Raw genomic sequence first — 22395 nt, 5'->3', positions numbered from 1 at the left:
GATGAGAGTAAGTTTGAAGACATCACGATATCATTTGTCAGTAATACTATAGCGGAGAATCTATTTGAACATTTAGAGACCCAAAGAAAATATGTGAAAACAACTTATGTGAAGGGGATTTATTATTTTCAAAAAGAGGGTGATATTCCAGTTCAATTCATTATTCCAAAAGAGTTAGGCGAAAAACATAAGTGGTTAGCAGGATTAACAAATAAGATTTCAAAAGAAATGCTACATAGTCTTGTAAAAGATTATAAAGAGAAAGAAAAAAATGAGTATAAAGAAGCCGTGCTAGATGCAATATTGAAAGCAAACCATGAATTATTAAGACAAATAAAGGAGGAAGAAGATATGACAATGTCAAAAGAAGTGTTGGAAATTTTCCGTCCCGAGATTGAGGAAGCGGAGATAAAAGGAGAAATAAAAGGAAAAGCAGACTTGATATTGATAATAAAAAAGAAAAGACTTAAGGGATTAGAGCCAGAAACAATTGCGGATATGTTGGAACTTGAAACGGATTATGTAAAAGCAGTGGTGGATTTGATTGATAAAGCACCAAATGCATCTGCAATAGAGATAAGTAGAAAATTAATGATTGAATTTGATAAACAACTGGCTTAAGAAAAAATAAAATTATCTTTAATAAAAAGGCTATATGCATAACTGTGTGTAAACGAAAACCTCAGTAATGTATATAGCCTTTTTGATTTATTTAGCAACCTTTATTATCATACCCAAATCAGATAATGTAGATTTGGAACTAATCTTTTTGTTTTGATCCGTTGGAGTTACGGTTAAGACTTTGCTTTTAGAGCCTTTCACATTACAATTCCAACAGTCAACTAACTCAACTTTTTTCTTGGCATTAAGTTTGAAACTCCATGTACTTAAAGCTTTGGAGGTTGTGTTTTTTAACGAAACTCGGAATAAGTAGTAGTTCGCATCAGAATCTTCCCAGCTACTATCAAGAACAATGGTAGGTTTTAACGAATCGCTGATTTGAAAGGATTCTATAACATTTTTGTAATCGGCAGTGATTTTTGTTGTCGTTTCTGTTGTGGTACTCGTTGTACTTGTAGTAGTATCTTTTTTTGTATCTGTACTAGACGTTGTCGTAGAAGTATCTTTTTGGGTATCCGTACTAGACGTTGTGGAAGAAGTATCCTTCTTGGTATCTGTACTAGTAGTTGTTGAAGTAGTACTTGTCGAGGTTGTTTTGGTGAGCGTTGACTTTAGCCATTTTCCACTTGCTGATAAGTCTTTTGAAGTAAATCCAGAAACCTTCTTACAACTACTTGTCAAGATAGAAGAACTCTCGGCTTTGTTCGATAGATTCCATGCAACATAACTAACATTATTTTTATCCATAAAGGTAATCCATTTGTTGGCTTCTTTTGTATAAACACCACCATTTCCAGAGGCATCACTGATTCCATATTCACTTACGAAGATTGGAAGTTTATTTTTAATTGCGGTAGTCATTTTGTTGCGTAAATCATCTTTATGTGTGCCGGCATAAAAATGAAGTGCGTACATAATATTATCATATCCCGTGATTGGCGATTTGGAAGCAACATCAACATCTTGAGACCAAGTTGGTGTACCAACAATAATAATCGCATCAGGAGCATTTTTTCTAATTACAGGAATAACTTTTTTGGCATATTTCTTAATATCACTCCATGAAGTACCACCGTTTGGTTCATTACAGATTTCATAGATAATATGTGGATCATTCTTATATTTTGCAGAAATCTCTTTGAAGAAGGCTTTCGCTTCATCAACATGTGTTAAGGGATTGCCGTCGCTTAATATATGCCAGTCTACAATAACATACATATCAAGTTCTATAGCAGCTTTGATACCTACATTAACGATTTTCTTTAGATTCTTCTTTTGCGTACTGTTACTAGAGCAGTATCCATTATATTCTTCCGTATACATTGCAAGACGGATTACATTCATATTCCAATCATCACGAAATGTTTTAAATGTTTTCTTTGTTACATATTCAGGAAACCAACCAAGTCCATGTGTACTTAGTCCTTTTAATTGAACGGGATTTCCTTTTTTATCGCATAACTGTGTACCCTTTACTTGTAACTTTCCGTAATAAGAATTTTTCTTAATGGTGTCTTTGGAGTTAATTGTAGAATTTGTTGTTATTGCAGTTCCTGTTGCCATTTGACTTGGCAAAGTAGAAGTTAAGGTGGAAGTTAAATTCGCTGTTAATGTGGGGGTATTATCTATATTTTGATTGCTGTTAGTTGTAGAAGAACGGTAATCGATTAGAAGCGATACTGCCCAAATTGCAAAAAATAAAAGAACAAAAAGTGAGAAACGTTTGGTATTGCGTTTTTTATTCATAGTAAAGCGACTCCTTTCTTTGATGTGAAAATCAAGTGTTGCTTTTTCGCATAATAGTCTATATATATAAATCGGTTATTTTGCCAAAAAAGTTGATAGTAGTTGTCATAGTTTAAGTATATGGCATGATACAAGGGGCAAAAGGCCATGACAGACGAAGAAAAAAGCAAGGTGGCAATAAACATCTTGTGTGAACAGTCATCTTGTAAGAATAATCAAAGAATAAAGAGTAAAATATATTTGACAACGAATGGTCTAACGTGTTAGACTTGTAATAGGTCTAATAAATTAAACCAAGGGGGAATATCATGCCAAAAGTATATGAAAGTGAATACCGTTTTTGTTTATTACTATGGGAACATGAACCAGTAAATAGTACGGAGCTTGTAAAGCTATGCCAAGAGAGATTAGGGTGGAAAAAGGCAACAACGTACACGGTAATTAAGCGTCTAAGTGAACGTGGTATTGTTAAAAATGAAAACACAATTGTTACTACGTTAGTATCAAAGGATGAAATTCAAGCAGAAGAGATTGATGAGTTTGTGGAGAAAACATTTGAAGGGTCTGTACCTGCATTTATTGCAGCTTTTGCAAAGAGTAAGAAGTTATCAGCCAAAGAAGTTACGGAAATTCGAAAAATGCTTGATTCTTATGAGGAGGAATAGTGGATGGGGGATATATTTATAAGATTATTAAATCTTAGTATTTCTACAACATGGTTGATTGTAGTAGTTTTAATATTGCGTATCCTATTACATAAAGCTCCAAAATCCATTCACCGTTTTCTGTGGTTGTTGGTAGGAATTCGCCTGATTCTTCCGTTTTCGATTGAAAGTGTGTGGAGTCTAATCCCAAGTGCAGAGCCAATAAAAGTAGAGATGACTTCTTTGCCAGAAGAAGTTCAGTCAAATGTTTTAGATAACGGATATAGCCTAAATCCAGAACAAGTCATTGAAAATGATACTGTGTTTATAGAATCAAAAAACAATTCTAATGATACAAAGCAAATTATTGTGTTTGTAATATCTATCATATGGCTTGGTGGAGTGGCAGTTATGTTGTTCTATTGTCTCATTAGTGTGATTGTAATGAAGGCAAAAGTAAAAACAGCAGTATATATGAGGGATAACATATGGCAATGTGATAATGTTCAGACACCGTTTATTTTAGGAGTATTCAAACCACAAATATATATTCCTTTTCATATTAAAAATCAAGAACTTAAATATATTGTAGCACATGAGAATATGCATTTAAAACATCTGGATCATCTCATAAAACCAATCGCTTTTCTTATTCTGTCTGTATATTGGTTTAATCCACTAATATGGCTCGCTTACATTATGCTATGTCGCGATATTGAACTTGCATGTGATGAGCGAGTAATCGGGAAAATGGATAGTATGGATAAGAAAGAATATTCGGAAACACTTTTATCGTGCAGCATCTCCAGAAGAAGTATTGCTGCTTGCCCACTTGCGTTTGGAGAAGTAGGGGTCAAGGCTAGAATTAAGTCTATTTTAAATTATAAAAAACCGAAGTTCTGGATTGTTATTCTTGCTATTATTGTATGTGGTATTGTAGGAGTATGCTTTCTAACGAATCCGAAATCGAAGCAAGAAGAAGTGAATTTAATAGATGATAAAATTTCTGCAATAGCTGCTAATATGGAAGAAGTGTTTGCTTTTGTTTCTGCGTGGGGAGAAGCTTTCGTTAATAAAAATGCTGAATATATAGTAAGTCATACAACCAAGGAGGTACAAAAAGAGCTTGAGCAGAAGGATTTATTGACAATAGGAAGTGATTATTATTCATTTGGATATTCAAGCCCATGGCCTATGGAGATTGAGCAAGGTTTTCATATTGAGACTTTAGATGAAGACTATGCAGAAATTATATATTATGCTATGACTTCAGATCCCCATGTCACTGCTTGGCGAGAAAAGATACAATTCAATTGTGAAGATGGCTCTTTCGTTGTAACAAATTCAGAACTAATATATCTCGATAATATATGTACGCCAAAAGAACTTACTCTTGCAAATCCAGAGGGAGTAATTACACGAATGATGGATTATCAAACGAATGGGTTGGGAGAGGTGTTGAATCAGAATGCACTTTCCTCTTCTTCATCACATTATGAAGATTTGTTTCAACCAGAAACGGCAGCAATTAATCTTTTAAATCTATCGAATGACCCAGATAAGGTAAAGGTGACTGTATCATATATGAATGAAACCAGTACAGTGGCACAGATTGTTATTACTTTTGTAGAGGAAAATGTAGACACAGAAGTTACTATGATTAAAGCATTTGGTAAAGACGGAATATGGATACCAAAGACGAGATCGAATAATGATGATGCGAGTGAGTATACATTAAATGATACAGAAGGTGAAGAAATTGACGTAGAAACTCGTGATGAGTATGGTTTTTATACTTATTTGCCAATGTCCGCCTATGGGAGTGATTATGAGTACTACAAAGAAGAGTTGGGGGAAGATTTTCTAGCAGAATACTATAAATTAGTAACTACGGAAGAGGCAGATATTAGTGAGAGTTCAGGATTAGAAAAGATAGAGGTATATGCAGGTAATATAGGAGATGGGGATAGTGGATATGTTCTCTTTAAAGATGCAAGTGGAAATATACTACACACTGAATTTGCTCATTCTGCACGTGCTGGCTGGAATAATGTTTATGTAGGTTCTGTAGATGGTATGGACTTTATATTAAATTATTATAATGAGGACAGAGACACGTATGGTGGCTATGGATTTTGTGTATATCGATTAGATGATAAGGGAGAAATGGAGTATTTGGTTGCGAAAGGTATGGATTTTGGTTCGCAATATATCTTCAATGATGAAAAGTTTAAGGAATGGGAAGAGGAATTGTCTTATTATATGTCTAATAGCCATTTGGTATTAAGTACGCAGGAGGGGGAATTGAAGACGGGGGATATGTGGCAGTCGAAGAAACATGATGAATGATGTATATTAAGTAAGTAGAAAACAATAGTATGGAGAAGCTATATTTTTTCATACTATTGTTTTTGATTTGATTTTTCTTACGTATTAAAAAATTGGCTGAAAATGTGGAATTTAATATTTTGTTTTATGTTACGTTGAATAAATTACGAATAATTCGTAAAAAAATTGACATAATATTAAAAAAAGCATACTATATATTATATATAGTCTATATAGAAATATAGGAGGTGTTGACATGCTGATTCAATTTTCTGTAAAAAATTTTATGTCATTTAGAGATGAAGCTATATTAGATATGACAGCAATTAATGCATATAAGGAACACGAGTATAACCTAATCGATATGAATACGAAAGAAAGATTTCTTAAAGTGGCAGCAATTTATGGTGCAAATGCAAGCGGAAAATCAAATTTAAATCATGCGTTTGATGCATTTCGCTATATTATTATGGAATCATTTAATAATGTTGAGGCAGATAAGGATAAAGTTATTGATATATTCTATAAACCTTTTCTTTTTGAAAAAAATATAGAAAATACAGAATTTCAAGTTATTGAGATTGTAGATGAGTATGAATATAAATATGGATTTGAATATAATAATACATGCATTGTTAGTGAATGGCTTTATCGAAAAAATATTAAGACAAATAGAAATACTATTATTTTTGAAAGAACAAATGAAGAAATTAATTTTGGAGCAACAGTTAGAAAAGAGTGTGAGTCATATAAGAATCAAGTTCCATCTGAAACATTAGTGCTATCATTCTTTAATAAGTTAAAGATGAAAACAGATATTTTTTCTATTGTATATAAGGTAATAATAACAACCATGATTATGGATTCTAGCCTTTGTGAAGAACGAGATATGATTGAAAAATTTTTACCTAATACAATTGATAAAGATAAAAATCAATTATTAAGTTTCCTATATGCAATTGATACAGGAATAAAGGATGTTGCATATAAAACAGATGGAAAAAGGAATTTTTTCTATACGCTTCATGAAGATAAAGAGGGAAATAACTATGAATTACCATTATACTCTGAATCAGAAGGAACAGTAAAGAGTATTATCATTTATATGTATGCTAAAGCAGCAGTATTAAATAATACACTAATGTTCGTAGATGAGTTAAATGTAAAATTACATCCTTTACTATTAAAATTTATTATTGATTTATTTTATGTTAAAGATTCGAAAGCGCAATTAGTATACACCACGCATGATACTACGTTATTAGATAAAAAATTCTTTAGAAGAGATCAAATTTGGTTTGTAGAAAAAGACGAAGAGGGCTGTTCAAAATTAAATGCTTTATCAGATTATAGAGTACGTTCTGATGCGTCATTCGAAAAAGATTATTTAGCTGGCGTATATGGAGGAATTCCATTGCTGAAAGAATTCTCTTTAGAAGAAGGTGAATAAATGGGGAGTGATGATTTATTTAAAAAGCGTAGAGAAGAGAGACAAAAAAGAACATTCGAATATAAACCTTCAAGAGCAAATTCATTTTTAATCATTACAGAAGGTGAAAAAACAGAACCATTATATATAAGAGGGCTTGCCAAGCTTATAGAGGATAAGCTTGGAGGTAGTGTAGATGTATATGAGATGCCATTAATTGATGTTACTGGAGAAGGCTGTGCAACGAATAAATTAATTGAAAAGACAGAGGAAATCGTTAATAAGGCAAAAGTAATCTATCAAAATATTTGGGTAGTATTTGATAAGGATGATTTCACGGATTTTGATCAAGCCATTATAAATGGTCGTTCTAAGGGATACCATATTGCATGGAGTAATCAGTCCTTTGAGTATTGGCTATATCTTCATTTTGAGTATAGTGATTCTGCATTACATAGAAAAGAGTGGGTAAAAAAGCTAAACAAATCGTTTAAAGAGTATGGATTAGGAAATGGCACATACCAAAAAAATTATAAGGATATATATTCGATGGTTAATAGTAATGAGGGAGTGAAAAACGCAATTAATAATGCAAAAAGAAGAATGTCTCAATTTGATGAAAAAAAGAATAAGCCTTCGGAATTTAATCCAGGAACAACGATGCATTTGTTGATTGAAGAACTGAAGAAATATTTAGATGAATGATATATATATTTAAATTGAAAGTAATACAGTACTACTTAAAAGTTAGATAAATAAAAAACAAAAGAGCTATGAGAAATATTAGTGCAAGATCAAAGAGCAGTATGTGCAAAAATCACACATACTGCTCTTGAATTAGCCAACAGTTTTATTTGCTCAGCTACTATAGCAAATTCCTTGGTATCTTAGCTGACTGCCGATAGATGTGCCTGAACTGTGCTTTTATTACTGACAATAATTATCTACGTCGACCTCCACCGCCACCACCAGCGTGACCAGTGTTGCCACCTTCTCCAGCTGTCACTGTCTGTAAAAGAGTATCTGCACTGTATACTTCATAGCTTTCGCCCTTTACAATATCTGGTGCTGTTAGGATTAGATAGTAACATTCCTGTTCTGGGGTAAAGGAGATAAGGGTCTGCCCATCTTTTTTAACACTTACTTCTTTGCCAGCGGCAACACCAGTTACATAGAGGTAGCTCTGGGAGGCATTTTCCCCAGGTGTAGCACCAGTTCCAGTACCACCGTAGATAATCGTACCGCCAGTAATACTTATTTCGCCGTCACAATCAAGTGCTTCATTGTCTGGTGAGGAGTTAATCAGTGAAATTACCTGACCATCGCTAATTGCTATTGTACCATTAGAATCTAAGCCGTCCCCGCCAGCTGCAACGGTTATCTGACCGCCAGAAATCTGGATAGAATAATCACCACTGTCACTAAATCGGTCATTGCCGAACTTACCACCTGTTGTCGTTCCATCACTGCCACCAGCAGCATTAATGCCATCGTCTGAGGAAACAATGGATATCTCACCACCAGCAATAATTATATTTGCTCCTTCCAGTCCTTCATAGCTTTGAGTAATGTTAATAACACCATGATTGATAATTAAATCTTGATCGGCATGAATACCGTCATCAGCAGAGCTAAGTACTAAAGTTCCACCACCGATTGTTATATTTCCACCAGCATGAAGGCTGTCATCCAAACTGTCAATTACCAGATTTCCATCAGTAATTTCAATGTTACCGTCTGCTTTCAATCCTTTATAGCTACCTGATTCTGCATTTGTTGATACGGTTTCATTACTTCCACCAGCAGTTATAAGGTTAAAGTTGCCACCACTGATACAAAGTGAGGTATCTGCCTGAATTGCATCATGCCCAGATGTAATCGTAAAATCGCCACCAGTAATTAATATCCAGCCTTTCTCCGCATCTTCTGTATTATTGGTTTGAATTCCGTCGCTAGCAGCAGTAATCTCGATGGTGCCATCCAATACCGTCACGGAGTCATTACCTCGTAGTCCGTGGTCAGCCGCTGTTATAGTAAGGTTACCGCTGACAATTAACAAGTCATCTTTGGTTCCGATGCCGTTTTGAAAACCAGCCGTTACCTGTAAGCTACCAGTACCATTAATAGTCAAATCATCTTTACAGAACAACGCTGCATTCGGTTCTTTATCTGATTCCAACGCATAGGAAAAGTTTTCTCCACCATCTGTTAAGCTGTTAACACTTCCAGCGGCTAATGTTACAATTAGCTTATCACATTGAGAGGCATAAATAGGAGCACCAGATAAGTTGGTAATATCTACGCCATTCAACACCAACTGTATTTCATCATCCTTTGTGGCACTTATCACAATCTGACCATCCTGTAGAGTTCCACTAACTACATAAGTTCCTGCCTTGTCAATGGTTAACACAGATCCTACGGCAGTAGCTCCAGTACCATCTACTGTAATAGTAGTTTCCTGCAAAGTTATTGTTGTTGCAGTACTTTCGTCCCAAGTATCCTTCAAATCAGCCGCATCGGTATCTACGGTATATACTGTATTTATGGTATCAACTGTACTTCCTGTATTATTTGTATTTCCTGTGTCAGCCGTACTTGTTGTATCATCGGTATTCACTGTGCTACCTGTACCTATTGTATTACTTGTATCTGTTGTCACTGTGGACTGGTTGCTTTTTCCTCCAGTCCCACAGCCACTTAGCAAGCTGACGGTTAAACATAGGGATAAAATTACCCCAATTATTTTTTTACGTGTCATAGTATGTACCATTCCTTTCTGAAACTGCTTAAAATTCGTCTCTATACGCATCTAGAACTAGAGTAATACTTAAGTTACCGTTCCGACAGCGTAATTCATCAATAAAATCTTTTTCCTTTATGTCCGCTTTCGTTACTACGGAATATACTAATTCATAAAGACTGCCCAATTCCGTTGTTTTTACTTTTTGAAGTTTTGCTGAAAGTGTATATTTCTGCATAATCTCTTCAAATGCATCTTGATAGTCCAAATCCTCTGGCACCGTGATTTTCAATAGCTTATCAGTTCCTTTGGATTGTCCGAACTTAATAGCTTCCAGACCAAGCATTACCAAACATAATATTACGGTAATAATTACGGCATACAGTATATATCCCATTCCAGAGGACAAACCCACTGCCATTGTAAAAAGGACATAAGTGATATCTTTGGAATCCCCTGGAGCACTGCGAAAGCGGATAATAGAAAAAGCTCCAGCTAGCGAAAAGGCTCTGGCTACGCTGTTACCTACCAAAAGGATAATTACGGTTACCACTACCGGAAGTAAAATTAAGGTCAGGGAAAAACTAGGTGATGGATTTTTGCCAGCATTCGCTTTTCGATACGTTAAACTGACCATAAATCCTAATAGTAAAGCAACTCCTAAGGCTAACAGCAGACCAGTTAAGGTCAAAGTTCCTTCGGTTGCGGTAATTTCAAAAATTGAATCAAACATATTGCTCCTCCTTGCGTTCTCTTTGTAATAATTGTTTATATTCTGTTCCGTACTTTGAAAAACTGATAGGATAAATTCGGTGTTTCGACAGTAGTCGGCACAGCCAAATGGGGATGCTCTCTGCGGATTTGACTTCCATTAGCCATTGTCCTGCAGGCAACAGTGCTTCGCCGTAATCACCTTTGTCCAATTGCAGATCATAGCGTCTGGTTCGAATGTTTTGGTCAAAGGATATCCGTAAATCCCCATCACTTTTTCCAAAATAGGCACAGCGGTCATAGGCAAGATATAAGGCAGGTAAAAGTTCATTGGTTTGTAAAATATAAGAAATTTCACGTAGAACTTGCTGGTTTTGGCCTTCGCGAGCAGTGGGGGTAATCCCGGTTTCTATAAAACGGTAGGCCTCATTTAGTTGTAGGGCACTACGGCGTTTATTCACCAGACCTCGAAATTTCTTCTTGATTTCAAGATATACTTGGGATTCCTTTTCTGGTACTCCGTATGCTCGTAGTCTCAGTTTTTCTTTATACTTAGGTTTTGACAGAGAGTTTCGAATTAGTCGATTGTCCTCTGTATCATAATAAATGTTGGAAATGGTATAGCTACCATGAAGTTTATTATAGGCATCTGGTTCCATGTAATTTGTAATCTCTTGTTGTACCTTTGCAAAAAGCTCTTCATTTAGGATATATTTATTTTCATAACGGTTAAAAACTTCGATTGCCATCATATACCTCCTTGTCTGTTATCTGTATATAGCATAACACGTTATTCTTTGTACTTCTCCGAAAAAGGAATGTAAATTATACGTAAAATTTACGCAATCTATAAAAACAAAAAACCGTTTCCCATTTACTGTATCAGCAAATGGGAAACGGTTTTGGTTATTCTTTTTCTTCTGTAAAATGAATAATAAATGCAGTGCCGTTCTCACAGGAAACGGTTATTTCTCCGCCATGCCGCTCGATTACCGATTGAACAATGGACAGACCAATTCCATGCTTACCGTTTGGTCCTTTATAGAAACGTTCAAAGATGTGGGGCATATCTTCGGCACTAATTCCAGCCCCATCATCACGTACCACAATCTCAATACCTTCCGTCAGGCGATGGCAGGATAAGGTAATTGAACTTTTTGCATAACGCAGGGCGTTAGAAATTAGATTTATTATTGCTCGGTACAAATGTTTTTCATTATAAGTAAATAAAACTGGCTCATCATCAAAATCAAACTTCAGTTGCAACTCATTTTTATCAGCTACAAGTTTCATACTGCTGGCACATAAGGAAAGGGTTTCTCGTAGGTCATTTTCCTGTTTCTCAAGGAGACTGGTAATATTATCAATACGAGAAATATACAACAAGTCCTCTACCAGTTCGCTTAATCGGTCGGTCTGAAGTAAGATAGTTTTACTGGCTTGATTCGCATCCATTACGCCACATTCGATTCCTTCCGCATAACAGCGGATAGACATTAGTGGTGAGCGCAGTTCATGCGATGCGTTTTGAAAAAAGGTTCGTTGTTCGTTGTCATATTTATCCAGCGTTTCTGCTGATTGATTCATTGCCTCTGCTAGTTCTTCCAATTCCATATCCGTAAAAGAAAACTCTTTTTTTTGAAAGTATCCATTTCCGATTTCAGCAGCAAAGGCGGATAGTTTTCGGATTGGTGTAGTGACCGAATTAGCAATTATATTGGCTATTAGAAAACAAATCAGCATTGCTGCCGCCACAATCACCGCCAATACCAGATTGAAGGTATCTACCAGACTGTTGATAGCGGTTACATCAACATAAAATACTAAATAAGTATCAGGCTCTTTTGCACTTGCGGTTATTGCTACATAATATTCCGCATTTTGTGTTTTTACCGGAAAATAGGATGCAGCGTCAAGAGGAATTTCCATTTTCTTTAGCTGCTCAGTAAAGTATTCAAGTTCCTCCTCAGCTTGGTTGTTATGAAAGCGAATCAGATTGTATTCTTCATCCAACACGAGAACTTCTCCCTGTATACCAATTTTATTTTTGGATTGCTGGGATACATCTGGAAGAAAGGGGTCTTTATCATGTGTTGAAAACTCATCGGGAACTGACTCCCTATCCGTTGTTCTGTAGTGCATCGTTAGTTCATTTAGCTGTGATTCTACATTAGCATCTATATAAGCATTGATAAACAGATTGAAAACTAAAAAAACACTAGCGAAAATTATTACCATTAACAGTAACAACATGATAAAAATTCTGGGCTTTATATGCCACTTTATTCTTATTATTTTATTGGTTCTTTTTTTCATTTTGCACCTTTAACCTAAATCCAAATCCCCACACTGCTTCAATAATTACATTGCTATGTTCCATTTTTTTTCTTAGGCGACGGACGGTATCATCTGTTGCTCTGGTCTCAATCTCCGTATGATAGCCCCAGATGCTTTCTAACAGTTCATCTCGGGATACTGCTTGATCACTTCGCTCAATCAGGTACTTAAGTAAGTCATATTCGTTGGGTGTCAGCAATAGTTCGTGACCATTAGCCGTAACAGTTTTACTTTTAATCCGCATTATGATATCGCCGTAAGCAAGTTCTCGGCTATCGTCAGCGTTATTGCTGTTTTGCTTTTCGAACTCAATTCGGCGGAATATTGCTTTGACCCGCATTACCAGTGACATAGCAGAAAATGGTTTAGTAAAATAGTCATCGCTCCCAAGGCTTAAACCAGTAGCATAATCCAAATCGGAATCTCTGGCAGTTAGCATGATAATTGGTACGGTACTAATTTTTCTAAGTTCTGCACAGATGGTAAAGCCATTGGAACCAGGCATCATCACATCCAGAATAACTAAATCACAATCTTCTTTTTTAAATTGTTCCCAAAGGCTGTCGCCAGTGGGAAATGCTGTAACAAGATAACCTTCGTTTGCTAAAAAGGTTCGAATTGCTTCGCGGATATCATTGTCATCATCGGCTATATAAATACGTTTTTTTTCTTCCATCAAATTATCGCCTCCATAATTTGATTTTATCATATGTTAGTATTTGAATCCACCAAAAGCAGCGGTAATTTATACGCAAATTATACGTAATGTAAGCAAAGCGTTTGAAAATTTCAAAAAAGCGAACATTGAAGATTCAAAAGTGAACATTGGAGATTCAAAAGCGAACATTGAAAGTAAAAAAGTGAACATTGAAAGAAGGATGGAACTGGTAGCGCAGCAGTCTACCTAAGAACTTTTCACTTTGTACAAAACATCAAAAATTTATCGTAAATCGATAAAAACATATTGACATTCAAATGCATAGTAGTATAATAAAGGAAAAAGAGATGAATCGGGAGGTTGGTTATGAATCAGCAAAATCTATCAAAGTGGCTAAAGTGCATAACAGTTTTGGTAACATGTATTCTTACGTTTTTATTGTTTTTTCTGATACCTTCGTATGGTAGGAATATTGTATGTATGAATCCAGAGTTTTCAGGGTGGTATATGCCGTGGTTGTTGTTTATCTGGTTACTGGGAGTTCCTTGCTACATTGTGCTACTGATTTTCTGGGGGATTTGCAATGAGATAAGGAAAGACAATTCCTTCTCAATGAAGAATGCGAAAGCGTTGGCGATGATTAGTAAACTAGCGATGGCAGATAGTTTTTTATGTTTTTTGGGTATGGTAGCGTTTAGTGTAGTTCAAATTATGCATTTTAGTGTTTTTATAATAGGCATAATGGTCGTTATTATAGGAATTGCAATTGCAGTTATCGCGGCAGCATTAGGGCATCTCGTTCAGAAGGCAAGCAAGATGAAGGAAGAGAATGACTTGACAATATAACGATACAAGGGTCAAAAGGTCATACGTTTCATGCTTGCATGAAATGCGTAGCAATCCGTGTATCAATCGGGCGATCAATGCTTGTGAAATGCAACAGGTTGGAAAAGCAGGAGGAAAATTCATGGCAATTGTTATTAATATTGATGTTATGCTTGCGAAACGGAAAATGAGTGTAACGGAGTTGTCAGAGCGAGTAGGAATTACAATGGCAAATATATCTATTCTAAAAAATCAGAAAGCGAAAGCAATACGTTTGGATACATTAAATAAGATTTGTGAAGTGTTGCAATGTCAACCAGGAGATTTGTTGGAGTATGTAGCAGATGGAGAGGAGTTGGGAGTTTAGTATGGAAAATCAATCAGAGAATCAATTGCAAGATGATAAAATTCAACCAGAGAAGGCTGGCACTCCAATAGATAGGAATAGTATTTGGGAACAGGAAGAATTACAACATAGAGAGAAACAAAGGGAGCTAGAGGAAAAGCTTCAACCGATAGCAAGAAATGCTAGAGAATATCTGATAGGGGCAATTATACTAGGGGTATTATTCTATTTTTGCTTCTTTGATTTTTATGAAAATATCGAGGGGCTTGTATACCCATTGTTTTTATTAGCATTATACGAAGTTACATGGAGTGTGATGAAGAAACAAGGAATTTTGCTTGATAAACGTTATTTAGGAGAGGTCATATGCTCGTTCTTACTGGCGATATCAACTGTGTTGACAACGAACGATTCCATCATAGTGTTTAATACACTTGGAATCATTATCTTATATTTAATTATGTTGTGCAGAGTTTATCTGGCGGATAAAGATATGGGGACACCTAGGTTAATAAAGGCAATGTTTCGATGTGTTACAGGCGCATTTTCATATTCAAAGTTCTTTTTTAAACATGCAAAGGGAAAGATGCGAATTAAGAAAGATGACTCAGGGAAAAGAAAAACTATAATGTTAGGAATCACATTGGCAGCAGTATTTTTGGTAATTGTTTTACCATTGCTTTCACAGGCAGATCCTGTGTTTCATAAACTATTAAGTTCACCATTTCAATCGATTCGTATTGATGATACTGGAGAAATCATAAAGGCAGTGTGTTTTATATTCATACCAGCGATTTTATTCTATGGTTTAGTATGTTCTTGCTATGTTCGTCATATGGAGACAGAAGAGAAAACATATCACTTATGGAAGCCAGATTCCATTATTATTATGACAAGTATTATTGCGACGACCTATATTCTATTCTGTGGGATTCAGATCTTTTATCTATTCGGAGGATGGTTTAAATTGCCAGAAGGTATTACGTATGCAGAGTACGCTAGACAAGGATTCATACAGTTGCTGTGGGTAGCAGTCATTAATGTTGGGTTAGTGTTAGTAATTAAGATAAGATGTACACAAAACAAGAAGTTAAATCATATCTTATTTGTGTTAAGTGTATGTACGGTAGTGATGATTATCTCGTCAGCATATCGAATGATTTTGTATGTGCAGGCATATGATTTGACAAGATTACGTTTTCTTGTGTTATGGTTTCTTATTGTACTTATCGTTGCTGTAGGGCAGATGATGTATTATATCTATCATTCACAATATAAGATTGGAAAACGGTTATTTCAAACAGCATTAATTGCATATATGTTATTAAGTTTTTGCCGAATGGATTATATTATTGCGAAGTACAATATTAGTGCGAATGAATATATAACATCAGATGATCTTATGTATCTAACATGTTTGTCTAAAGATGCAACACCAGCGATTGCAGAGTTACCAGAAGAGCGTGTGCTAAAGAGATCTAAGGCTGATAGGTACAATTATGTGGATGCTAGCTATGAAAGGTATTTTTACACAATTGAAAATGAATATAAGAGTTCCATTCGAGGTTTTAATATCAGTAAATATATTGCATATCAATGTGCAGTTGATAAAAATAATGAGTTGAAATAGGAAAGAGACTGTTGCAGAAATAAGCTTTAACTACAATACTATTGTAGAAAAAATCTTATTTTGCGACAGTCCCTTTTATTTGGGATGCTGTGTTAATTATTATTTGGTATTTGTAAGGTTTATAGAGTGTTAATCGAATTCTTTGGAGGTCTTATCGTCTTCAGAATTCGACTTAAATAAGGAATCTAAAACCTTATTTTCGTTTTCTTCAATTTCAGCTTCTTTGCTACGGCACTTGGCATCTGTATAAATTGCTTCCATAATGCGTTTTTGATCAGCAGGGGTAAACATGCCAATTGATCTAGCTAATTGATCCATATTATTACGATTCACACGTAATGTATCGCCACCAGACAACGGAATGTCTAGGACATCTTCTTTATATCTCATATCACCAAGACATAGAGTATTATCTGAAGAAGAATATTGATAAGTAACACCATTGTAAGTAATATTGCCAGAATTATCAGCCATAGCTCCATAGGGAGATTGATTACTTATATTAATGATGTTGTTGTACAGTTGTTTCGTGTACATATCAGATGCAGTGGTAACATTCTTGTACGTACTAGAAGTTGAAGAATAGGTATCTGCCTCGTCAGTAGAAAAGAAAGACTTTTGTTCCTTCTCTGTAAATAGTGCGAAGTTTGATGAGCTACTTGTGTTCTTCTTAGATAAAGCGTTAGAAGAATAAGCAAGCACACCATTTAATGGGTTTGTAACCATATTCATGCTCCTTTCAAATTATTTTTAATTTGAAAAGGACAAAATCCATTCTGTCTTTACTCGTCCGTGAAACCAAGTGCAATAAAATAGAATTAATTACAGTTGGTAAATCTTTTCATAAAAGATATCGGTCAGAGAAAAGAAAATCATTAGCAAATATATAGAATCTTCCCAATTCCAAAGCGACGTTCTAATTCATCATGGATGAAAATCTCGCCGTCTTGTCTCAAATTGTTACGGTAGCAGTATTTTCCCATGCCACGTCCAGTCATTTTTTCTGCATCATATAATTCCCTTGAATCCGGAAATGCATCAGCATTAATTTTTCTATGGACGAAGCTATACGTCATAAAAATAACCTCAATAAACATTTGTTTTTTCATCTTCTCGGAAAGTTTTGCTTCTAAATAATCGAATAATTCAGAATAGAGTTCTTTCCAGTTATCAACAAGAATAACAGGAGCAATTAGGATACCAACGTTGTAATCCGCATCTGCCATTTTATTGATTGCTTCAACTCGATGCTCTAAGGAGGAAGTACCTAGCTCGATTTCACGAATGATACTTTCTGGATTAACAGACATACGAAATATTACTCTACCTTGATGATTTAGCGTTAATAAAGGTTCAACCATGCTAAATTTACTCGGAAAAGTAAGTTTACCCTTTTGACTTTTCATAAAATTCTCAATTATCCAAGGTAAATTATTAGTGATAGTATTTTCTAAGATTAAGTCACTATTACTTCCGATTTCATAGGTAAGTTCCTTTGTGCTTCGATTACTATTTCGGATTAAACGTTCCATCATTTGCTCGCGATTAACAAAAAGACGGAGGTAAGAGCATTTATTATAGTTGCAAACAAGATAGCAGTAGAGGCACATAGCAGTACAACCTGACGAGGTAAAGGGAACGAGAAAATCCGAAACCTTATGGTTTTCAACATATTTATGTGTCTTGCGTGTACCAATAATTAATAACTGCTTTAACTCTGGAAATTCGGAATTTTCCTTCGTGCGTAATTCTTCAATGTTATTGTGATTCATAATAGGAATCCAAGGAATATCAGAGAATTTTGCTTTCAATTCTTTTCCTAAAGGATATTCGAGGGTTGTAGGTTCGTAGTAGATTTGTGTTGGACGCATAGAAGTCTCCTTTGTATTTTTGATGTTTTATAATAGTATGTGCGAAATAAAATAATTTCATTTCTTATGCTGTCAGAAATGATAGGAAAAAGAATATCGAACATACTGGATTTGAATAGGTTAATAATGCTATAATAAGAGCATCCTAATTATGGAATAAATAAAAGGAAAAGAGGGGGAACGAACATAAATATGAGCAAAAAGCCACTCATTCTTAGCTGTGTGGTGCTATTGTTTATTTTGTCTTTCACTGGTTGTAAAAAACAAAATAAGCAGTATGGTTACGCACCTATGTTTGACAAGCTTACTTGGGGTATGAGTTTTCAAGAGGTCGTTAACACGATGCAATTAACAAAACAAAATGCAAAGGTTGTTAATGCAAAAGAAAACTCTGTTTATACGATAATACAGTTAAATGACACGTATGAGAAGTATGGAATGAAGGCTACTGTTAATCTGTTAATAACGGAAGGAAAAGAAGATACACAAGAAGAGTATAGTTATCCAACAGATGCATTATCAGCGGTTGTGCTACAATATGGCATAGTTGATGCAGATACGTTACGAGCAAATATGGAGAAAGAACTTGGAGAAGCCAAATCGGATAAAACAGATGATTTCGGAGTAGTTATTGTATGGAAAAGCAAAGATAGAATCGCTTCGGTTTATAAAGCAGAACAAAAGGCATTCTATTCATATTGTGAAGAATTAAAAGCAAGAGGAAATGAAAGTCTGTCACCGAAAGAGAAAAATACAGTGAATAAGATTACATTAAGTATAGCAAACGATGGTAAATGTGTTGTTACTTATTATGGTGATTGGGCGATTTATATAAATCGTAGTAGATGAAGTAATACGAAAACCCCTTGACATTTTCCAAATCCTATACTATGATAAAAAATAATAGAATACAGCACCAAAATACGTTGATGGAGACAGTAGCAACCAAGAGAAACCAAAAGCGAGTTCGGGATAGTGGAAGCCGAATGGGAGTAACGGATTGTGAATATCACTCCGAAGTAGCAGACTGAAAGGATTCTTGAGTAGGTTGTCGCCGGATTTCGCCGTTATCGAAGCACATATAAAAGTCTTAGACGGAGTATGTTAAATAGGTGGTTTCATGAAAGCATACGCTCTCATCCTGTTTAAGGATGGGAGTTTTTTTAGTTATTAAAGGAGGAAAAACATGTACGATAAAGTATCTGCGAATCTCAACTTTGTTGAGAGAGAGAAAAATGTAGAAAAGTTTTGGAAAGACAACGAGATTTTTGAAAAGAGTATCGACTCAAGAAAAGAAGGAGAGACCTATACATTTTATGATGGTCCACCAACAGCAAATGGTAAACCACATATCGGTCACGTTCTTACAAGAGTTATAAAAGATATGATTCCAAGATATAAGACAATGAAAGGCTATAAAGTTCCTAGAAAAGCTGGTTGGGATACACACGGATTACCAGTTGAACTTGAAGTTGAAAAATTATTAGGCTTAGACGGAAAAGAACAAATTGAAGAGTACGGTTTAGAACCATTCATTGATAAATGTAAAGAATCTGTATGGAAATACAAAGGTATGTGGGAAGATTTCTCTGGTACAGTTGGTTTCTGGGCAGATATGGAGAATCCATATGTAACATATGACAACAACTTCATTGAGTCAGAATGGTGGGCGTTAAAACAAATCTGGGATAAAGAATTATTATATAAAGGACATAAAATCGTTCCTTACTGCCCAAGATGTGGAACACCATTATCTTCACACGAAGTAGCGCAAGGATACAAGGATGTTAAAGAAAAATCAGCAATTGCAAAATTCAAAGTAAAAGGCACAGAAGATGAATATATCTTAGCATGGACAACAACACCTTGGACATTACCATCAAACGTTGCTCTATGTGTGAATCCGAACGAAACATACGTGAAAGTAAAAGTTCAAGTGAATGCAAAAGGCGATGTTGTTAAAGAAGGCGAAGAAGATACTGCTGTAAAAACAGAGTATTACTTCTTAGCAGAAGCATTACTTTCTGTAGTAGATGGCGTATATGAAATCGTAGAAACATTTGTAGGAACTGATTTAGAATACAAAGAATATGAGCCACTATTTGATTATGCAGACACAAATAAGAAAGCATTCTATGTTGTATGTGACACCTATGTAACGTTATCAGATGGTACTGGTGTTGTTCATATCGCACCTGCATTCGGTGAAGATGATGCCAAAGTTGGCCGTAAATATGACCTTCCATTTGTTCAATTAGTAGATGAAAAAGGTGAAATGAAGCCAGAATGTACCGATATGGCAGGCGTATTCTGTAAGAAGGCAGATGAAATCGTATTCCGTCTATTAGGAGAAAAGGGATTACTATTCAAATCACTTAAATTTGAACATAGCTACCCATTCTGCTGGAGATGTGATACACCATTAATCTACTATGCAAGAGAATCTTGGTTTATTAAGATGACTGCTGTAAAGGAAGACTTAATCCGTAACAACAATACAATTAACTGGATTCCAGAAAACATCGGTAAAGGTCGTTTCGGCGATTGGTTAGAGAATGTACAGGATTGGGGCGTTAGCCGTAACCGTTACTGGGGTACTCCTTTAAATGTATGGGAATGTGAATGTGGACATATGCATTCAATCGGAAGCATTGCAGAATTAAAAGAATTATCAAGCAATTGCCCTGAAGATATTGAACTTCACCGCCCATTCATTGATGCTGTTACTTTCCCATGTGAGAAATGTGGTAAAGAGATGCAACGTGTACCAGAAGTTATCGACTGTTGGTTTGATTCAGGGGCAATGCCATTTGCACAACATCACTATCCATTTGAAAACCAAGAATTGTTCGAACAACAATTCCCAGCGGATTTCATCTCGGAAGCAGTTGACCAAACAAGAGGTTGGTTCTACTCATTACTTGCAGAATCAACATTACTATTCAATAAAGCACCTTATAAGAATGTTATCGTTCTTGGACACGTTCAAGATGAGAACGGACAGAAGATGTCAAAATCAAAAGGAAATGCAGTTGATCCTTTCGATGCATTAGACCAATATGGCGCAGATGCAATTCGTTGGTACTTCTATGTTAACAGTGCTCCATGGTTACCAAATAGATTCCACGGAAAAGCAGTTATGGAAGGACAACGTAAGTTCATGGGAACACTATGGAATACGTATGCATTTTTCGTGCTTTATGCAAACATCGATAACTTTGACGCAACAAAATACACATTAGATTATGACAAACTATCTGTAATGGATAAATGGTTATTATCGAAATTAAATACAGTAGTGAAGACAGTAGACGAAAACCTTGCTGCATATAAGATTCCAGAAACAGCAAGAGCATTACAAGAGTTCGTAGATGAGTTAAGTAACTGGTATGTAAGACGTTGTCGTGAACGTTTCTGGGCAAAAGGAATGGAACAAGACAAGATTAATGCTTACATGACATTACACACTGCATTAGTAACACTTTGTAAGGCAGCAGCACCAATGGTACCTTTCATGACAGAAGATATCTATCAAAACTTAGTAAGAAGTATTGATAAGACAGCATCAGAAAGTATCCATTTATGTGACTTCCCAGCTTACAATGAAGCTCATATTGATAAAGAACTTGAGAAAAACATGGAAGCCGTACTTGATATCGTTGTACTTGGTCGTGCTTGTAGAAATACTGCAAATATCAAGAACAGACAGCCAATCGGCAACATGTATGTAAAAGGTGATGTTTCTTTATCAGAATTCTTCCAAGAAATCATTGAAGAAGAATTAAATGTTAAGAAGGTTACATTTACAGATGACGTAAGAAACTTCACATCATACAGCTTCAAACCACAACTTCGTACTCTAGGTAAGAGATTTGGAAAACAATTAAATGCATTAAAAGATGTATTAGCAAACTTAGATGGCAATACAGCTATGGATTCTCTTAATGAAACAGGAAAACTTACAATCGTATTCGAAGGCGTAGAAGAAGTTCTTGAAAAAGATGATTTATTAATTGACGCAGCTCAAATGGAAGGATATGAATCAAATTCCGACTATGGTATTACAGTTGTACTTGATACAAACTTAAATGAAGAATTAATCGAAGAAGGCTATGTACGTGAAATCATCAGTAAGATTCAAACAATGCGTAAAGATGCTGGATTCGAAGTTATGGATCATATCTGTGTTTACCAAGATGCAAACGATGTTATCAAAGAAGTAATTAAGAAGAATGCAGAGCAAATTAAAGACGAAGTTCTTGCAAGAGAAATCCATATCGGCAGTATGCATGGATTTACAAAAGAATGGGATATCAACGGTGAGAATACAGTTCTTGGCGTAGAGAAGATAATGTAATTTTATAAACAAAGGCTATTCTTAACCTAAGTATATAGGTTAAGAGTAGTCTTGTTTTAGTATTATGATACAAGGTTCAAATGGTCATACGTTTCATGCTTGTTTGAAATGTGTAGCAATTTGTATACCAGTGGGAGGGGCTGAGCAAA

The 22395-nt window shown here is 35.3% G+C and carries 19 protein-coding genes and 1 pseudogene; 12 read left to right on the top strand and 8 right to left on the bottom strand.

The window, feature by feature from the left end:
- Positions 1-621: pseudogene (locus tag RMR19_RS06825) on the top strand (hypothetical protein); the annotation flags it as partial.
- A gap of 87 nt (positions 622-708) precedes the next feature.
- Here the strand turns inward: RMR19_RS06825 and RMR19_RS06820 are convergent.
- The gene (locus RMR19_RS06820; protein WP_310602751.1) at positions 709-2367 is read right to left on the bottom strand and encodes a cellulase family glycosylhydrolase; all 1659 of its coding nucleotides are present in this window, start codon (positions 2365-2367) and stop codon (positions 709-711) included.
- Positions 2368-2675: 308 nt separating this feature from the next.
- On the opposite strand from RMR19_RS06820, the gene RMR19_RS06815 reads away from it, so the two are divergent.
- From RMR19_RS06815 to RMR19_RS06800, 4 genes are all read left to right on the top strand, one after another.
- A complete protein-coding gene (locus RMR19_RS06815) occupies positions 2676-3032 on the top strand; it encodes a BlaI/MecI/CopY family transcriptional regulator (protein ID WP_310602750.1) in 357 nt (118 codons plus the stop codon).
- Between the two features lie 3 nt (positions 3033-3035).
- Positions 3036-5360, top strand: coding sequence for a M56 family metallopeptidase (locus tag RMR19_RS06810; protein WP_310602749.1), 2325 nt, complete (start codon positions 3036-3038; stop codon positions 5358-5360).
- 235 nt (positions 5361-5595) lie between these two features.
- Positions 5596-6789, top strand: coding sequence for an AAA family ATPase (locus tag RMR19_RS06805; protein WP_310602748.1), 1194 nt, complete (start codon positions 5596-5598; stop codon positions 6787-6789).
- Complete coding sequence (locus RMR19_RS06800) at positions 6790-7473, top strand: RloB family protein (protein WP_310602747.1); 684 nt, start codon at positions 6790-6792, stop codon at positions 7471-7473.
- Positions 7474-7708: 235 nt separating this feature from the next.
- Here the strand turns inward: RMR19_RS06800 and RMR19_RS06795 are convergent, their stop codons facing one another.
- From RMR19_RS06795 to RMR19_RS06775, 5 genes are all read right to left on the bottom strand, one after another.
- Complete coding sequence (locus RMR19_RS06795; protein WP_310602746.1) at positions 7709-9580, bottom strand: carbohydrate-binding domain-containing protein; 1872 nt, start codon at positions 9578-9580, stop codon at positions 7709-7711.
- Positions 9558-10244, bottom strand: a complete 687-nt coding sequence (locus RMR19_RS06790; RefSeq protein ID WP_310602745.1) for a DUF4956 domain-containing protein — start codon at positions 10242-10244, stop codon at positions 9558-9560. The genes RMR19_RS06795 and RMR19_RS06790 overlap by 23 nt, the downstream gene beginning before the upstream one ends.
- Complete coding sequence (locus RMR19_RS06785; protein ID WP_310602744.1) at positions 10237-10971, bottom strand: polyphosphate polymerase domain-containing protein; 735 nt, start codon at positions 10969-10971, stop codon at positions 10237-10239. The genes RMR19_RS06790 and RMR19_RS06785 overlap by 8 nt, the downstream gene beginning before the upstream one ends.
- 157 nt (positions 10972-11128) lie before the next feature.
- Positions 11129-12538 carry a HAMP domain-containing sensor histidine kinase gene (locus RMR19_RS06780; protein WP_310602743.1) on the bottom strand — a complete coding sequence of 470 codons (1410 nt, stop codon included), beginning with the start codon at positions 12536-12538 and terminating at the stop codon, positions 11129-11131.
- Positions 12519-13235 (bottom strand): response regulator transcription factor, encoded by a 717-nt coding sequence (locus tag RMR19_RS06775; RefSeq protein WP_310602742.1) that lies wholly within the window; start codon positions 13233-13235, stop codon positions 12519-12521. The genes RMR19_RS06780 and RMR19_RS06775 overlap by 20 nt, the downstream gene beginning before the upstream one ends.
- A 43-nt stretch (positions 13236-13278) precedes the next feature.
- Here RMR19_RS06775 and RMR19_RS06770 point away from each other — a divergent pair, with 43 nt between their 5' ends.
- The 4 genes from RMR19_RS06770 to RMR19_RS06755 all read left to right on the top strand — a co-directional run bounded on the left by RMR19_RS06770 (position 13279) and on the right by RMR19_RS06755 (position 16018).
- Positions 13279-13467: a hypothetical protein gene (locus tag RMR19_RS06770; RefSeq protein ID WP_310602741.1), complete on the top strand. Its 189-nt coding sequence runs from the start codon at positions 13279-13281 to the stop codon at positions 13465-13467.
- A gap of 116 nt (positions 13468-13583) precedes the next feature.
- Positions 13584-14063, top strand: a complete 480-nt coding sequence (locus tag RMR19_RS06765) for a DUF2975 domain-containing protein (RefSeq protein ID WP_310602740.1) — start codon at positions 13584-13586, stop codon at positions 14061-14063.
- A 121-nt stretch (positions 14064-14184) separates the two neighbouring features.
- Positions 14185-14409, top strand: a complete 225-nt coding sequence (locus RMR19_RS06760; RefSeq protein ID WP_310602739.1) for a helix-turn-helix domain-containing protein — start codon at positions 14185-14187, stop codon at positions 14407-14409.
- A gap of 1 nt (position 14410) precedes the next feature.
- On the top strand, positions 14411-16018 hold the full coding sequence (locus RMR19_RS06755; RefSeq protein WP_310602738.1) for a DUF4153 domain-containing protein: 1608 nt from the start codon (positions 14411-14413) through the stop codon (positions 16016-16018).
- Between the two features lie 129 nt (positions 16019-16147).
- On the opposite strand, the gene RMR19_RS06750 is transcribed toward RMR19_RS06755, so the two are convergent.
- A complete protein-coding gene (locus RMR19_RS06750; protein ID WP_310602737.1) occupies positions 16148-16744 on the bottom strand; it encodes a hypothetical protein in 597 nt (198 codons plus the stop codon).
- Between the two features lie 149 nt (positions 16745-16893).
- Positions 16894-17889 carry an SPL family radical SAM protein gene (locus tag RMR19_RS06745; RefSeq protein WP_310602736.1) on the bottom strand — a complete coding sequence of 332 codons (996 nt, stop codon included), beginning with the start codon at positions 17887-17889 and terminating at the stop codon, positions 16894-16896.
- Positions 17890-18081: 192 nt separating this feature from the next.
- On the opposite strand from RMR19_RS06745, the gene RMR19_RS06740 reads away from it, so the two are divergent.
- From RMR19_RS06740 to ileS, 3 genes are all read left to right on the top strand, one after another.
- Entirely contained in the window at positions 18082-18738 is a 657-nt protein-coding gene (locus tag RMR19_RS06740; RefSeq protein ID WP_310602735.1) for a hypothetical protein, read from the top strand.
- Positions 18739-18779: 41 nt separating this feature from the next.
- Positions 18780-18920 carry a hypothetical protein gene (locus RMR19_RS06735; protein WP_310602734.1) on the top strand — a complete coding sequence of 47 codons (141 nt, stop codon included), beginning with the start codon at positions 18780-18782 and terminating at the stop codon, positions 18918-18920.
- Between the two features lie 155 nt (positions 18921-19075).
- The gene (ileS, locus tag RMR19_RS06730; protein ID WP_310602733.1) at positions 19076-22246 is read left to right on the top strand and encodes an isoleucine--tRNA ligase; all 3171 of its coding nucleotides are present in this window, start codon (positions 19076-19078) and stop codon (positions 22244-22246) included.
- Positions 22247-22395: the final 149 nt, after the last annotated feature.

Source organism: Anaerosporobacter sp., from assembly GCF_031551385.1.
Classification (GTDB): Bacteria; Bacillota; Clostridia; order Lachnospirales; family Lachnospiraceae; genus Anaerosporobacter.
The sequence above is the reverse complement of the archived record's forward strand: the minus strand, read 5'-3'. Positions and strand labels throughout refer to the sequence as shown.

Bases quoted from the DNA above. Each gene is read 5' to 3' on its own strand.
- RMR19_RS06820 (WP_310602751.1), bottom strand. From the start codon at position 2,367: ATGAATAAAAAACGCAATACCAAACGTTTCTCACTTTTTGTTCTTTTA.
- RMR19_RS06815 (WP_310602750.1), top strand. From the start codon at position 2,676: ATGCCAAAAGTATATGAAAGTGAATACCGTTTTTGTTTATTACTATGG.
- RMR19_RS06810 (WP_310602749.1), top strand. From the start codon at position 3,036: ATGGGGGATATATTTATAAGATTATTAAATCTTAGTATTTCTACAACA.
- RMR19_RS06805 (WP_310602748.1), top strand. From the start codon at position 5,596: ATGCTGATTCAATTTTCTGTAAAAAATTTTATGTCATTTAGAGATGAA.
- RMR19_RS06800 (WP_310602747.1), top strand. From the start codon at position 6,790: ATGGGGAGTGATGATTTATTTAAAAAGCGTAGAGAAGAGAGACAAAAA.
- RMR19_RS06795 (WP_310602746.1), bottom strand. From the start codon at position 9,580: ATGCGTATAGAGACGAATTTTAAGCAGTTTCAGAAAGGAATGGTACAT.
- RMR19_RS06790 (WP_310602745.1), bottom strand. From the start codon at position 10,244: ATGTTTGATTCAATTTTTGAAATTACCGCAACCGAAGGAACTTTGACC.
- RMR19_RS06785 (WP_310602744.1), bottom strand. From the start codon at position 10,971: ATGGCAATCGAAGTTTTTAACCGTTATGAAAATAAATATATCCTAAAT.
- RMR19_RS06780 (WP_310602743.1), bottom strand. From the start codon at position 12,538: ATGAAAAAAAGAACCAATAAAATAATAAGAATAAAGTGGCATATAAAG.
- RMR19_RS06775 (WP_310602742.1), bottom strand. From the start codon at position 13,235: ATGGAAGAAAAAAAACGTATTTATATAGCCGATGATGACAATGATATC.
- RMR19_RS06765 (WP_310602740.1), top strand. From the start codon at position 13,584: ATGAATCAGCAAAATCTATCAAAGTGGCTAAAGTGCATAACAGTTTTG.
- RMR19_RS06760 (WP_310602739.1), top strand. From the start codon at position 14,185: ATGGCAATTGTTATTAATATTGATGTTATGCTTGCGAAACGGAAAATG.
- RMR19_RS06755 (WP_310602738.1), top strand. From the start codon at position 14,411: ATGGAAAATCAATCAGAGAATCAATTGCAAGATGATAAAATTCAACCA.
- RMR19_RS06750 (WP_310602737.1), bottom strand. From the start codon at position 16,744: ATGGTTACAAACCCATTAAATGGTGTGCTTGCTTATTCTTCTAACGCT.
- RMR19_RS06745 (WP_310602736.1), bottom strand. From the start codon at position 17,889: ATGCGTCCAACACAAATCTACTACGAACCTACAACCCTCGAATATCCT.
- RMR19_RS06740 (WP_310602735.1), top strand. From the start codon at position 18,082: ATGAGCAAAAAGCCACTCATTCTTAGCTGTGTGGTGCTATTGTTTATT.
- RMR19_RS06735 (WP_310602734.1), top strand. From the start codon at position 18,780: ATGATAAAAAATAATAGAATACAGCACCAAAATACGTTGATGGAGACA.
- ileS (WP_310602733.1), top strand. From the start codon at position 19,076: ATGTACGATAAAGTATCTGCGAATCTCAACTTTGTTGAGAGAGAGAAA.